Origin of the sequence: Aliidongia dinghuensis (assembly GCF_014643535.1) — a bacterium.
Lineage (GTDB): Bacteria > Pseudomonadota > Alphaproteobacteria > ATCC43930 > CGMCC-115725 > Aliidongia > Aliidongia dinghuensis.
Genome location: NZ_BMJQ01000006.1, coordinates 206,714 through 220,517 on the forward strand (window position 1 = coordinate 206,714; position 13,804 = coordinate 220,517).

The following is a 13,804-nucleotide window of genomic DNA, read 5'->3' on the forward strand; positions in this document are numbered from 1 at the left end:
AACTCATACGTATACGCATACGCGAAGGGAGCCATGCCGATGCCTAACCCGTTCAGCCTCGAAGGCCGGACCGCCCTCATCACCGGATCGAGCCAGGGGATCGGCTTCAGCCTGGCCCGCGGCCTCGCCGCCGCTGGCGCCGCGGTGATCCTGAACGGCCGGGACACGACGAAGCTGGAGGCGGCGAAGGCGACGCTCGAGGCCGAAGGCCATCGTATCAAGACCGCCGCGTTCGACGTCACCCATGGCCCCGCGGTCCGCGAGGCAATCGACCGGATCGAGCGCGAAATCGGCCCGATCGACATCCTGGTCAACAATGCCGGCATCCAGCGCCGGGCACCACTGCAGGATTTCGCGCAAGAGACCTGGGCGGAGCTGATGCGCACCAATCTCGACAGCGTATTCCTGGTCGGCCAAGCGGTCGCCCGGCACATGATCCAGCGCGGGCGCGGCAAGATCATCAACGTCTGCTCGGTGCAGAGCGAGCTCGCCCGGCCGGGCATCGCGCCCTATGCCGCCTCCAAGGGCGCGCTCAAGATGCTGACCAAGGGCATGTGTACGGACTGGGCGCCGTTCGGCCTGCAAGTGAACGGGCTGGCGCCGGGCTATTTCGAGACGGAGCTGACGAAGCCGCTCGTCGAGGACGAGACCTTCACCGCGTGGCTGAAGGGCCGGACCCCAGCCCGGCGCTGGGGCACGGTCGAGGAGCTGAACGGCGCCGCCGTGTTCCTCGCCTCCGCCGCCTCGGACTTCGTCAACGGCCATATCCTCTACGTCGACGGCGGCATCACCAGCTGCCTCTGACGGACACGCCCCTTAGCCCGCGAGGAACGCCAGGAGCGCCGCCAGGGTCGCTTCCGGCGCTTCCTCCTGGAGCGTGTGGCCGCAGTCGATCGCGTGGCCGCGGACGTCGACCGCCTTCTCGCGCCAGGTCGCGAGCACGTCATAAAGCGCTCCGACCGTGCCCCGGGCGCCCCAGAGCGCCAGGAGCGGTGCCGTGATCCGGGCGTCCGCGTCGGCGGCATCGTGGGCGAGATCAATGCCGGCGGCGGCGCGATAATCCTCGCAGATCGCGTGGCGCGTCGCGGGGTCGCTGTAGCAGCGCAGATATTCCTGGACGAGCGCCTCTTCGGGCACGCCCGGCGTCTTCGACTGACCGAGGAGATGCTTGCGCAAGAAATATTCCGGATCGGCGGCGATCAGCCGCTCCGGCAGGTCGAACGGTTGGATCAGGAAGAACCACCAGAAATAGCGCGTCGCGAATTCCCGGTCGGTCCGCGCGTACATGGTGGCGGTCGGCGCGATATCGAGCACGGCGATGCGCTCGACCGCGCCCGGATGGTCGAGCGCCATCCGATGGGCGACCCGGCCGCCGCGGTCGTGGCCGACAAGGGCGAAGCGCTCGAAGCCCAGCTGGCGCATGACCTCGACCTGGTCCGCCGCCATGGCGCGCTTCGAATAATTCACATGCTCGGCCCCGCCCGCCGGCTTCGAGCTGTCGCCGTAGCCGCGCAAGTCGGCCGTGACCACGGTGAAGCGTTCGGCGAGCCGCGGTGCCACCCGGTACCAGGTGAGATGGGTCTGCGGGTGCCCGTGGAGCAGCAGCAGCGGCGGCCCGTGGCCGCCGACCGCGGTATGGATCGTGGCGCCAGGCGTCACGATCCGGCGCCGCGCGAAGCCGGGCAGCAAGCTTTCCGCCAATAAGCTTTCCGACTGGGACATGGGACGCACCTCTCGCGCGAATCGGCGCCCGATCTTCGCCGATCAGGCGGCCCGGGTCGAGGGCGCCCGTGTCGCACGAACGGCCGCGGGCTTGAACCAGGCGCCGCGCGCAACGACCACCGCAAGCGTGAGCCCGTAGACGACGAGGCCCACGGCGAGTGCTGCGAACATCCAGCCGAGCGAGCCGGTCAAGCGTAGCATGAGCCAGCCGCCCGCAACCGCGATGAGCATGCGCGTCATGCCCGCCGCGAGCGGCCAGAACAGGCGCCCGGCGCCCTGCGACGCGAAATAGAGCGCCAGGCCCAGCCCGAAGAAGCCGTAGGCCGGGCCGACACTGCGCAGATAGGCCGCCCCAGTCGCGAGCATGCGCGGCTCGGCGCCGAACAATCCCAGCCAGGCTTCGGGAAAGAGCGCCGCCGCGAGGCCGATCGCTTCGGTCGCGGCGAAGGCGATGGCGCCGCCGACGAGCGCCACGCGCAGCGCGCGCTCCTGCTGGCCGGCGCCGATGTTCGTGCCGACGAGGGCGACCAATGGCGCGCCGAAGCCGAACACGAGCGGCACCAGGAGATATTCGAGCCGCGCGCCCGTGCCGTAGCCGGCAACGGCGTCCGGCCCGCCGCCGTGGCCGACGAGCGCCGTGGTGAGCGCCACCGTCAGGTTGGTCTGCAGCGACGAGATCGCCGCGACGGCCCCCACGCCCAAGATGGTGCGGAACAGCGGCCAGCGGAGCGGCACCAGGCGGAAATGGACGAGATTGCGGCCGCTCGCGATGTACCAGGCGAGCACCGCCAGGCCGCCGGCGTAATAGACCAGCAGGGCCGCGCCGCCGCCGGCGACGCCCAGCGCCGGGAACGGCCCGACGCCGAAGATGAGGCAGGGCGACAGTGGTACCAGCAGCACGGTGCCGCCGCAGATGACCAGCGCCGGCACCAGCATGTTGCCGGTGCCGCGGATGACGCTCGCCAGCGCATTCATGACCCAGAGCAGGATGTTGCCGGCGAACACGACATTGGAATAGCGCAGCGCCGCGTCGAGCGAGGCGCCCTCGCCGCCCAAGGCGCGATAGAGCGTCGGGCCGAACAGCAGGACGAGTGCCGCGCAGACGGCGCCCAGCACGATGTTGATGACGAGCGCGTGCAGCACCAGCGCATTGGCCTCGTCGTGCCGGCCGGCGCCGAGCGCACGGGCGATCGCCGAGGAGATGCCGCCACCCATGGCGCCGCCGGAGATCATCTGCATCAGCATGACGCCCGGGAAGACCAGCGCCATGCCGGCAAGCGCGTCGTTGCCGAGGCGCGAGACCCACCAGGTCTCGATCAGGCCGGTCGAGGCCTGGGCCAGCATCACCAGCACGTTCGGCCAGGCGAGCTTGAGCAGTGTGCGGGCGATCGGCCCTTCGAGCAGCAGGCGGGTGCGCGGGCTGTGCTGGGCGGGGCTGTGCTGAGCGCCGGGCGTGGTCATCGCCCGCCGCCCAGGTCCATGATCGAGCAGGTTTCCGTGCCATGGGCGATGAGGCGCCCCTCGCCGTCGAACAGCTTGCCCTCGGCGCTCGCGACCCGGCCGCCCAGGTGCAGGAGCGTGCCCTCGCAGCGCAGCGTGCCCGTTCGCTCGGTCACCGCGCGCACGAAGCTCGTGTGCATGTCGGTCGTGGCGAAGCTCTGGCCGGCGGTCAGTGCCGAATGGATGGCGCAGCCCATCGCCGTGTCGAGCAACAGCGCGATCCAGCCGCCATGGACGATGCCCATCGGGTTGTAGAAGCGCGCCGAGGGGGCCCCTTCGAACACGATGCGGCCGGGCTCGACCGACACGGGCCAGACATCCGCGGCCTCGGCGAACGGCGGCGCCGGCAGGCGCTGCTCCAAGAGGCCGCGCAGGAAGTCGAGACCGCTCAAGCGTGCCGCCTCCTCGCGCGGCACGAGGCCAAAATGCGTTGCTGGGTTCTGCCGGGTCATGCAGGGGCTCCTGATCAGGAGGGGATCAATGGGCGTCGGCTGGCGGGGCGGCCGGCGGTGCCACCTTGCGCATCAGCGGCACCATGACGGTCGCGATGGCGAAGCAGACCAGGATGACGAGGAACGCGTCGGAGAAGGTGAGCGTCAGCGCCTCGCGCAGCGTCAGCGCCCAAAGCTGCTTCAGCGCCATCTCATGGGCCAACACGGCGTTGCCGCCCACGACGCTCGTGTCGGCGGCGCTCGTCCGCCCGATGAGGCCGAGCATCATCGGGTTGGTCGCATTCAGATGCTCGGCCAGCCGCAGGAAATGCAGGTTGGTCCGGTCGTTCAGGATCGTGGCGCAGCCGGCGATGCCGATGGCGCCGCCCAGGTTGCGCATGAGGTTGAACAGGCCCGAGGCGAGCTTGAGCCGGTTCGGCGCCAGGCCGCCCAACGTGAGCGTCACGGTCGGGGCCACGGCGAACTGCTGGGCGAAGCCGCGCAGCGCCTGCGGCAACAGCAACTCGCGCCAGCCCCAGTCATGGGTGATCGGCGCGAAGTTCCACATGCTGAGGGTGAAGAGCGCCAGGCCGAACATCAGGAGCCAGCGCAGATCGATGCGCCGGGCGAGAAACGTGTAGACCGGGATCGCCGAGACCTGGAACAGGCCGGTCGAGAAGATGGCGGTGCCGATCTCGAGCGCACTGAAGCCGCGCACCCGGCCGAGGAACACCGGCGTGAGGTAGATCGTCGAGAAGATGCCGATGCCGGTCACGAAGGAGAAGAAGCAGCCGAGCGCAAAATTGCTGCTCTTGAGCGCCCGGAGATCGACGACGGGATGCTCGTAGGTCAGGCTACGCCAGACGAACAGCACGCCGCAAATGCCGGAGATCCAGGCGGTCGTCGTGATCGTCTGGTCCTCGAACCAGTTCCAGCGCGGCCCTTCCTCGAGCGTGTATTCGAGACAACCGAGGAAGCCCGCCATCAGCAGCATGCCCGGATAGTCGCCGCCCTTGAGCAGCGACAGGTCCGGCTTGTCGATGCGGACCAGGATCGGCACGACGACGGCGACGAAGATGCCCGGCACCAGATTGATGAAGAACAGCCAGTGCCAGGAATAATTGTCGGTGATCCAGCCGCCGATCGTGGGCCCGAGCGTCGGGGCGAGCGAGGCGATCGAGCCGATGACGGCGGCGGCGATCACTCGCTGATGCCCGGCAAAATAGAAGAACGCCGTCGTGAACACGGTCGGGATCATCGAGCCGCCGAGGAAGCCCTGCAGCGCCCGGAACACGATCATGCTCTGGATGTCCCAGGCCCAGCCGCACAAGAGGCTGGTGAGCGTGAAGCCAACGGCGGACGCGCAGAACAGCCAGCGCGTCGACATCACGCGCGACAGCCAGCCCGACAGCGGGATCACGATGATCTCGGCGATGAGATAGCTGGTCTGGACCCAGGCGGTCTCGTCCGCGCCGGCCGAGAGGCCGCCGCCGATGTCCCGGAGCGAAGCCGAGACGATCTGGATGTCGAGCGTCGCAATGAAGAAGCCGACGCACATGGTGGCAAAGGCCAGCACCTTGGCGGGCATCGGGAGCTCTGCCGGCGAGACCGGAATGGCCGGTGCCGGGCGCGCCGCGGCGACGGCACTCACGGCGCTGCCTTCTGGACGCGCTCGTCGACATCAGCGGTGACTGACAGGCCCGGCCGGAGCCGACCCAGGAGCGCCCCGTCGCCGTCGAGCAGAATGCGAACCGGCACGCGCTGGACGATCTTGGTGAAGTTGCCGGTCGCGTTCTCCGGCGGCAGCACGCTGAACTGGGCACCGGTCGCCGGCGCCAGGCTCAGCACATGGCCATGGAACGTCTCGCCCGGCAGCACATCGGCCGTGACGGTCGCGGGCTGGCCGGGCTTGAAGCCGGCGAGCTGGTTCTCCTTGAAATTCGCGTCGACCCACAGGCCTTGCGCCGGCACGAGCGAGATCAGCTGAGCCCCGATCGTGGCATAGGCACCAGTGCGCGCGCTGCGGTTGCCGACGGTGCCGTCGATCGGCGCGCGCAGCTCCGTATAGGACAGGTTGAGCCGCGCGGTCTCCTGCTCGGCGAGCGCACCGGCGAGCGCCGCCTCGGTCTGGTGCTTCTGGGTGTCGATCACGTCGAGCTGGCGCTTCGCCGCCTCGGCGGCGGCGCGTGTCCGGTCGCCGGCGGCGAGCGCCTGCTTGTAATCGGCATCGGCCTTCTGCGAGGTCTGGACCGAGGCCGCGGCATGGGCCGCGAGCTCGCGGAAGCGCACCTGGTCGTCATGCGCTCGGACGATCTCGGCCTCCGCCGCGGCGATGTCGGCCTCCGCTTCAGCGATGCGCGACTGCTGCAACCGGCGCTGGGCGTCGAGATTGGCGAGCGTCGCCTGCGCGCCGGCGACGGCCGCATCGGCCTTGGCGAGCGCCGCGCGATAGTCGCGGTCGTCGAGCCGGATCAGCAGGTCGCCGGCATGGACCGCCTGGTTGTCGGTGACCGCGACCTCGGCGATGAAGCCCGCGACCTTGGGCGCGATCACCGTCACGTCGCCGCCGACATAGGCGTCGTCGGTCGTCTCGATGAACCGGCCGACCGTCCACCAGTCGTAGCCGTACCAGACCGCCGCGACACCGGCGAGGAGCGCCGCCGCAGTGAGCGCCAGGCGCTTGCGCGACGCCTTGGCCGCCTTGCCCGGCAGGGCGACGACGCCCCCGTCGATGGACTGACTGGTCATGCCCTGCTTCCTTCTTCAGATTGTGCGGAGCGCGCAGCGTAACGCGCGCGCAAAGGGTCGGCGGCGGCCGGCCCCGCCACGACGCGGAACGCCGGCGCCTCCAGCGGGCGGCCGGAGAGCCGGTCGACCAGCACAGGATCGGCCACTGCCCCGGTCTTGGCGTCGACGATGTCGAGCGTGTGGCCGTCGGGTGAGAAATGCCGGTTGCCCCAGGCGACGAGCGCCCACAGCACCGGCCGGAAGTCGCGCCCCCGCTCGGTCAGGAAATACTCGTCACGCGGCGGCCGCTCGCAGTAGCGCCGCCGTTCGAGCAGCCCGGCATCGACCAGCGAGTTGAGGCGGCGCGCCAGCATGTTCGGCGCGATGCCGAGGCTTTCCTGGAACTGGTTGAAGCGCGTCAGGCCGTGGAACGCATCGCGCAATATCAGGATGCTCCACCATTCGCCAACGCGCTCGAGGCTGCGAGCGATCGCGCACTGCATCTCGCCGAAGCTCTTGTGCTGCATACCTGCTACGCTCTTGTTGCTATCATTGTGAAAGTCATTTAATGCAGTAACTATCTTTATGCAAGTATCAAAATCATTGTCGCGGGATGGAGGGGTGGGAGATGGCAGGAGCAGAGAGCCGAGGACGGGCGCACCCTTTTCCGGTGTTAAGCAGGGCCGCTGCCTTCGGGGTGGGCCTGGCCCTGGCGGCCGGCGTTGCCGGCTGCACGGTGGTCGGCCCCGACTACCAGGCGCCTGAGACGAAGCTCGCGCCGCTCCAAAACGCGGCCTCCGTCGAGGCGCGGCAGACGGCAACGCCGGCGCCGGCGCTCGACCAATGGTGGGCCGGCTTCAACGATCCGGTGCTGACCAGGATCGTCGAGCGCACGCTCGCCCAGAACCTCGATCTCGAGGCCTCCGTCGCCCGGGTCCGGCAGGCGCGCGCCGCGGCCGAGGAGGCGGGGTCCCGCCTCTACCCGCAAGGCTCGCTCGAGGCGAGCATCAGCCCGATCCACCAGTCGACCGAAGGGCCGCTCGGCAGCATTGCGCGCCACCTGCCGGGCTATGACCGCGACCAGAGCGACTACAACGTCGGCGTCGGCGCCAGCTGGGAGATCGACCTGTTCGGCGGCCTGCAGCGCGGCGTCGAGGCGGCCGATGCCGAGGCCGAGGCGGCCGAGGCCGAGCATGCCGGCGTGCGCGTCTCCGTCGTGGCCGAAGCGGCCGACGCCTATTTCCAGATCCGCGGCGCCCAGGCCCGTCTCAAGGTCGCGGCAGACCAGGTCGCAACCGACGAGCATCTGCTCGATCTCATCCAGCTCCGTCAGAAGCAGGGGACGGCGACCGACCGGGAGACCGCCCAGGCCGAGGCGCTGCTGTCGCAGGCGCGCGCGACCATCCCGCCGCTCAAGACGACCCTCGAGGCCCAGCACAATCGGCTCGACGTGCTGATGGGCGTGCAGCCCGGCACCGACGGGCTCGATCTCTCGGACGAGACGGCGATCGCGGCCGTGCCGGCGGTGTCGGGCGGCGACGCCGCGGCGCTGCTGCGCCGGCGGCCCGACATCATCGCCGCCGAGCGCAAGCTCGCCGCGTCAAACGCCCGCATCGGCGAGGCGATCTCGGACTATTACCCCAAGGTCTCGCTCTCGGGCCTGCTCGGCTTCGAGAGCCTGACCGCCGGCCATCTCTTCACCGGCGGTGCGTTCCAGCCGCAGGCGACCGCCGGCCTGCGCTGGCGCCTGTTCGATTTCGGCAAGGTCGACGCCGAAGTCGCCGGCGCCAAGGGCGGCAACGCCGAAGCGCTGGCCCAGTACCGCAAGACCGTGCTGCGTGCGACCGAGGACGTCGAGGACGCCTTCACCTCCCTCGTCCAGCTTGAGGCGCAGAACCAGGAACTGAGCCGTGAGACCGCGGCGCTGACCAAGGCGCGCGATACATCAGAGGAGGCTTATCGCGGCGGCGCCATCACCTTGACCGACGTGCTGGACGCCGACCGGCAGCTGCTCGTGGCGCAGGACGATCTCGCGCGCACCCGGGCCGACGCGGCGCGCGCCGCCGTCGGATCCTACCGGGCGCTGGGCGGCGGCTGGTGAGCGCCCGCCGCGGCACCGCCCGGATCTATTGCGCCGGGATCCATCGCGCCAGCGTCTATTCCGCCAGCATCGCCGGCTCGCGCTTCACCGCGTAGCGGCGGCGCACGCTCTCGTCGGCCGCGGGCCCGGCCGTGACGCGATAGCTGCCCTCGGTCAGGGGCCGGCCGGTCGTCCGGTCGACCAGCACCGGCTCGGCCTCGGCACCGGTCTCGCGGTCGACGATCACGACGCTGGCGCCCTCCGGCGCGAAATGCTTGTTGCCATAGGCGAGCAGCGACCAGAGCACCGGCCGGAAGTCCCGCCCCATCTCGGTCAGGACATATTCGTCGCGCGGCGGCCGCTCGCTGTAGCGCCGACGTTCCAGCAGGCCCGACTCGACGAGCGCGTTGAGCCGGCGCGTCAGCATGTTCGGCGCGATATCGAGGCTCTTCTGGAACTGGTCGAACCGCGTCAGGCCGTGAAAGGCGTCGCGCAGGATCAGGATGCTCCACCATTCGCCGACGCGCTCGAGGCTGCGGGCGATCGGGCAGGGCATGTCACCGAAACTCTTACGCTGCATGGGGTGTCCGTCACACTTGTCCGATCGGCCGACGCCGGCCGATCCTTATACCATCTGTCTCATATCATGGTGAAAGACGCCTCGAATATCCAGACTGTCATATCCAGACCGCCGGGGCGGCGAGGCGCGCGCTCTGCACGAAATCTGCACGAAAAGCCTGAGAAACTGCAGACCATTGGCGCGGGTTCTGCAAACCGCCGCCGCATAACCGGTCGCATGGAAAAGCGATCGACCCCGGTGCTGGCCTTCCCGCTCCGTCTGCCGCGCGGCGTGACGCACGACGGCTGGTGGCTCTCGACCGAACCTGTAGCGCCGGCCTGCGTGATCCTGCCGTTCGTCCGGCCAGCATCCGCATCGGCCAGCCCCAGGGCCGGCGCTTTTCCGCCGACCGACAAGGACGCGAGCGAATGACCGAAGCCTGCAGCCCATCCGTCGGAGCGCCCGCTCCGTCCCGCACCCCACCCTTCGGCAGTTTCTGGCGCCGGCTCGCCGCTTGGGCGCCCCTGATGCCGGCCGCCGATTATCTCCTGTTCCGCCGGTATCCGGTCCTGGCGCTGGTACTGTTCGTGCTGATCGTGGCGCTTGCGGCCCTCATCGCCGCCGGCCCGCGCGCGCTCCACGTCCGCACCGCCGCCGGCGCCGGCATCCTGGCCGCGAGCCTCTGCCCGCTCATCGACGGCATCGGGCCGCTGCCGGTCCTGTTCGCCCTCGCGGGGCTGACACTCTTTGCCCTGTTGGCCGCCGGCTGGTTCGAGACGCGGGCCGGCCGCGCGCTCGCCGATCTCTTGTGGTTCGGCGCGACCGGCTTCTTCCGGCTGTTCCGCGATCTTGCCGTCGCGGTCAAAGCCTGTCGCGGCCCGGGGACCCGGCGACGGTTCGGCGCCTGGCTTCTGTCATGGCTGCTGCCGGCGGCGCTGGGCAGCATCTTCCTCGGGCTCTTCTCCAATGCCAATCCGCTGATCGAGCAATGGCTCCGCCTGCTCGATCCGACAGCGCTGCTGAGGGCGATCGACGGGTGGCGGGCGTTCTTCTGGCTCGGCATGGGCGTCCTCACCTGGCCGTTCGTCCGGCCGAGACTCCGGCGCCGGATCGGTGGCGCACCGCCGGTGACCGTCACGGTCGAGCCGATCCTGCCCGAGGCGTGGCGCAGGGCAATCTTCGGGCCGATGGCGATCCTCCGCTCGCTCGTGCTGTTCAACGGCCTGTTCGCGATCGAGAGCGGGCTCGATGTCGTCTATCTCTGGCACGGCACCGCCCTGCCGAGCGATCTCAGCTACGCCGCCTATGCCCATCGCGGCGCCTATCCGCTCGTCGTGACGGCGCTCCTGGCCGGCGGCTTCCTGATCGCGGCGACGCGCGACGGCAGCGCCGCCGCGCGCTCGCGGCCGATCCGCCTGCTCATCCATCTCTGGACGGCACAGAACCTGCTGCTCGTCGCCTCCTCGATCCTGCGCCTCGACCTCTATGTCGCGGCCTATTCGCTGACCTTCCTGCGCTTCGCCGCCTTCATCTGGATGCTGCTGACAGCCACCGGCCTTGTGCTGATCCTCGTCCGCATGACGCTCGACCGGTCGAACGCCTGGCTCGTCGCCAGCAACTTCGCGGCCTTGACGGCGGTGCTCTATGCCTCGAGCTTCATCGATTTCCCGGGTGTGATCGCCGACTACAACGTGCGGCACAGCCGGGAGATGACCAGGAGCGGCGTCTCGCTGGACCTGGACTACCTGCAGCGGCTCGGCCCCCGCACGCTACCGGCGCTCGACGGCTATATCCGGCAGCTGCCGGCAAGCGCTGCGGCCGGAGCCTGCGCGGTACGGAACAGCCTCGCCGCCTCATACGCCGTGGAACCGACGGGCTGGCGCAGCTGGAGCTTGAATCGCTGGCGTCTCGACCGCTATCTGGCGGATGCTGCGACCGGCGGAGCGGGTCGTACCTGCGCCCAAATCCCCTGAACCGGACGCCCCAAAGGAGAGGTTTCCGTGCCGCACCGCATCCTGGTCGTCGACGACGAGCCGCATATCCGGGAGGTCATCTGCTTCGCGCTCGACGGCGCCGGCATGACGACCGAGACGGCGCGCGACGGAGCCGAGGCGCTGAAGCGCTTCAGCGAGATGCCGCCGGACCTGATCGTGCTCGACATCGGCATGCCGGAGACAGACGGGCTCGAGGTCTGCCGCCAGGTGCGCAAGGTCTCGGACGTGCCGATCCTGTTCCTTTCGGCGCGCGACGAAGAGATCGACCGCGTGCTGGGCCTCGAGATCGGCGGCGATGATTATGTGACGAAGCCGTTCAGCCCGCGCGAGCTGGTGGCGCGCGTCAACGTCATCCTCAGGCGCTCGGCACCGCGTCGCCTGGTCCCCGAGATGCAAGCGGCCGAGGTTGTCCGCCGGGGCCTGCGCATCGACGCCGCCCGGCATGTCGCCGCGTTCGAGGCGAGCGAACTGCCGCTCACCGCGACCGAGTTCGAGATCGTGCGCGCGCTCGCCTCGCGGCCGGAGATGGTGTTCAGCCGGGAGCAGATCATGGCGCTGGCATATCCGACGAACATCCATGTCTCGGACCGCACCATCGACAGCCATATCCGCAATATCCGCGCGAAATTCGCCGCCGCCGGCTGCGAGAGCGCGATCGATACCGTCCATGGCGTGGGCTTCCGCATCGGCCGCTGCGAGCCGCCCAAATCCGGGATGCTGGGATGAAACCCAAGTGGCGGCCGTCGCTGGGCCTCGTCGTCTTCGCCGTTTTCTCGGCGGTCATGGCGATGCCGCTCGTCGGGCTGTTCCTGTTCCGGCTCTACGACAACCAGCTGATCCGCCAGACGGAGCAGGAGCTGATCGCCCAGGGCGCCACGCTTTCGGCGCTGTTCGCGGCCGAGGTTGAGGCGAAGATCGCGGCCGAGAGCGGGCGGACGCCGCTCGCGCTCGGCGCCCCGGAACCGCCGCCGGACGCCACCGCCGATCCGGCCGGGCGCTATCACCCCGTGCCGGCCACGCTCGACCTCGCCCGTGACGATCGGCTGCCGCCTCGGCCGGATGCGGTGGCCGCGACTACGGCGCCGGACCCCCGGCTGGCCGAGATCGGCCAGCACCTGGCAGCGCTCGCCGCGGAGACGCAGAAGACGACGCTCACCGGTTTCCGCATCCTCGATCCGCAAGGCGTCGTCATCGGCGGGCGCGAGGAGATGGGCCGGTCGCTGGCCGGGGTCGACGAGGTCGCGGCGGCGCTGGCCGGCCGCTACAAGAGCGTGCTCCGGCAGCGCATCCCGAACGGACCGGAGCCGGCCTTGTCGTCGATCAGCCGCGGCGCGCATGTCCGGGTGTTCGCCGCAATGCCCGTATTCGTCGACGACCGGGTCGCGGGCGTCGTCTATCTCTCGCGCACGCCCAGCAACATCCTCGAGAGCCTCTATGCCGAGCGGCGGAGCGTGCTGGTCGCCGCCCTCACCATCCTGCTCGTCACCATGGCGATCGGCTATGTGTTCCTCCGCATCCTGACGCGGCCGATCCACGAGCTCATCCGCCGCACCGCCGAGATCCAGAGCGGCGACCGCAGCGCCCTCCGGCCGCTCGTCCACCATGGCACGCGCGAGATCGCGCTCCTGTCGCAGAGCTTCCTCGACATGGCAGAGAGCCTGTTCGACCGGTCGGACTATATCGCGACCTTCACCGCCCATGTCTCCCATGAGCTGAAGTCGCCGCTGACCTCGATCCAGGGGGCGGCCGAGCTGCTTTACGACAATGCCGAGCGCATGACCGAGGCCGAGCGGCGCAAGTTCCTCCGCAACATCATGGGCGATGCCCAGCGGCTCGCGACCCTGGTCCGCCGCCTGCGCGAACTCGCGAAGGCGGACAATCCCGAGCTCGGCGGCACGACCAATATCGGCGCCGTGATCGCACGGCTGCGCGAGGTGCGGATACCGCTCGCGATCGCGACCACGGGGGACGCAACGGCCGCGATCGGCATCTCCGAGGAGAATGCGGCCATCGTGCTGTCCCATCTCGCCGACAATGCGGCCCAGCATGGCGCCACCGGCTTGCATGTCCATGTCGAGCCGGCGGCGGACCGCGTGCGCATCACGGTGTCCGACGACGGCACCGGTATTTCGGAGGGCAACCGCGCACGCATCTTCGATGCCCATTTCACCACGCGCCGGGAAAACGGCGGCACCGGCATGGGGCTCAGCATCGTGTGCTCGATGCTGCGCGCCCACCGCGGCGGCATCCGCCTCGTGCCAAGCCGGGCCGGCAGCGCGTTCGAGATCCTGTTGCCGAAGGCCTGAAGGGGCTAGCGCGGCACGAGGTCGAAGAGCTCGACCGACGGGCCTGCGGGCTGCAATACCATCCGGCCGGCGGCGATCGGCAGGGAAAAGCGGCGCGGCCCGGCACTGCCGGGATTGATGTAGACGACGCCATCCTTGTCATACCGGCGCGGCTGGTGGGAATGGCCGTAGACCACCGCCTGAAACCCGGCGGCCGCCGGGTCGAGGTCGAGCTCCGCGATATTATGGATGACGTAGATCGATGCGCCGCCGCAGGTGAGCACCGTGGACAGCGGTAGCGCCTCCGCCCAGGCCCCGCGGTCGACATTGCCGCGCACGGCGGTGACGGGCGCCAGGCGTGCCAGGGCGTCCAGCACTGCCGGGTCGCCGACGTCGCCCGCATGGATGATGAAATCGCTGCCGCGGAGTGCGGCCAGTGCCTCCGGCCTCAGCAGCCCATGCGTATCCGAGATCAGCCCGATAGTGATCGGCTGGGTCATGGTTCC

The 13,804-nt window shown here is 69.6% G+C and carries 14 protein-coding genes; 6 read left to right on the forward strand and 8 right to left on the reverse strand.

Translation table 11 applies throughout. From position 1 onward, the window contains the following. Positions 1–39: 39 nt before the first annotated feature. Positions 40–804 (forward strand): SDR family NAD(P)-dependent oxidoreductase, encoded by a 765-nt coding sequence (locus IEY58_RS13295; protein WP_456057521.1) that lies wholly within the window; start codon positions 40–42, stop codon positions 802–804. 12 nt (positions 805–816) lie between these two features. On the opposite strand, the gene IEY58_RS13300 is transcribed toward IEY58_RS13295, so the two are convergent. Genes IEY58_RS13300 through IEY58_RS13325 form a run of 6 tightly spaced genes read right to left on the reverse strand, consistent with a single transcriptional unit; the run spans position 817 to position 6,907 of the window. Then, positions 817–1,722 (reverse strand): alpha/beta fold hydrolase, encoded by a 906-nt coding sequence (locus tag IEY58_RS13300; RefSeq protein ID WP_189046444.1) that lies wholly within the window; start codon positions 1,720–1,722, stop codon positions 817–819. 42 nt (positions 1,723–1,764) lie between these two features. Next, complete coding sequence (locus IEY58_RS13305; protein ID WP_189046446.1) at positions 1,765–3,183, reverse strand: MATE family efflux transporter; 1,419 nt, start codon at positions 3,181–3,183, stop codon at positions 1,765–1,767. Then, positions 3,180–3,674, reverse strand: a complete 495-nt coding sequence (locus IEY58_RS13310) for a PaaI family thioesterase (RefSeq protein WP_189046448.1) — start codon at positions 3,672–3,674, stop codon at positions 3,180–3,182. Before IEY58_RS13310 ends, IEY58_RS13305 begins: the two co-directional genes overlap by 4 nt. Positions 3,675–3,699: 25 nt before the next feature. Continuing rightward, the gene (locus IEY58_RS13315) at positions 3,700–5,304 is read right to left on the reverse strand and encodes a DHA2 family efflux MFS transporter permease subunit (RefSeq protein ID WP_229743700.1); all 1,605 of its coding nucleotides are present in this window, start codon (positions 5,302–5,304) and stop codon (positions 3,700–3,702) included. Then, positions 5,301–6,401, reverse strand: coding sequence for an HlyD family secretion protein (locus tag IEY58_RS13320; protein WP_189046450.1), 1,101 nt, complete (start codon positions 6,399–6,401; stop codon positions 5,301–5,303). Before IEY58_RS13320 ends, IEY58_RS13315 begins: the two co-directional genes overlap by 4 nt. Next, the gene (locus IEY58_RS13325; protein WP_189046452.1) at positions 6,398–6,907 is read right to left on the reverse strand and encodes a winged helix-turn-helix transcriptional regulator; all 510 of its coding nucleotides are present in this window, start codon (positions 6,905–6,907) and stop codon (positions 6,398–6,400) included. Before IEY58_RS13325 ends, IEY58_RS13320 begins: the two co-directional genes overlap by 4 nt. Positions 6,908–7,077: 170 nt before the next feature. Between IEY58_RS13325 and IEY58_RS13330 the strand changes: the two genes are divergently transcribed. After that, positions 7,078–8,481, forward strand: a complete 1,404-nt coding sequence (locus tag IEY58_RS13330) for an efflux transporter outer membrane subunit (protein WP_229743701.1) — start codon at positions 7,078–7,080, stop codon at positions 8,479–8,481. Between the two features lie 55 nt (positions 8,482–8,536). Here IEY58_RS13330 and IEY58_RS13335 read toward each other — a convergent pair whose 3' ends face one another. Beyond that, the gene (locus IEY58_RS13335; protein ID WP_189046456.1) at positions 8,537–9,040 is read right to left on the reverse strand and encodes a winged helix-turn-helix transcriptional regulator; all 504 of its coding nucleotides are present in this window, start codon (positions 9,038–9,040) and stop codon (positions 8,537–8,539) included. 216 nt (positions 9,041–9,256) lie between these two features. On the opposite strand from IEY58_RS13335, the gene IEY58_RS13340 reads away from it, so the two are divergent. The 4 genes from IEY58_RS13340 to IEY58_RS13355 all read left to right on the forward strand — a co-directional run bounded on the left by IEY58_RS13340 (position 9,257) and on the right by IEY58_RS13355 (position 13,319). Further along, positions 9,257–9,451, forward strand: a complete 195-nt coding sequence (locus IEY58_RS13340; RefSeq protein WP_189046458.1) for a hypothetical protein — start codon at positions 9,257–9,259, stop codon at positions 9,449–9,451. Positions 9,452–9,546: 95 nt separating this feature from the next. Further along, positions 9,547–10,992: a DUF4153 domain-containing protein gene (locus IEY58_RS13345; RefSeq protein WP_189046460.1), complete on the forward strand. Its 1,446-nt coding sequence runs from the start codon at positions 9,547–9,549 to the stop codon at positions 10,990–10,992. 27 nt (positions 10,993–11,019) lie between these two features. Next, complete coding sequence (locus tag IEY58_RS13350) at positions 11,020–11,739, forward strand: response regulator transcription factor (protein WP_189046462.1); 720 nt, start codon at positions 11,020–11,022, stop codon at positions 11,737–11,739. Next, a complete protein-coding gene (locus IEY58_RS13355) occupies positions 11,736–13,319 on the forward strand; it encodes a sensor histidine kinase (protein ID WP_229743702.1) in 1,584 nt (527 codons plus the stop codon). Before IEY58_RS13350 ends, IEY58_RS13355 begins: the two co-directional genes overlap by 4 nt. A 5-nt stretch (positions 13,320–13,324) precedes the next feature. On the opposite strand, the gene IEY58_RS13360 is transcribed toward IEY58_RS13355, so the two are convergent. After that, a complete protein-coding gene (locus IEY58_RS13360; protein WP_189046464.1) occupies positions 13,325–13,798 on the reverse strand; it encodes a metallophosphoesterase family protein in 474 nt (157 codons plus the stop codon). Positions 13,799–13,804 lie beyond the last annotated feature (6 nt).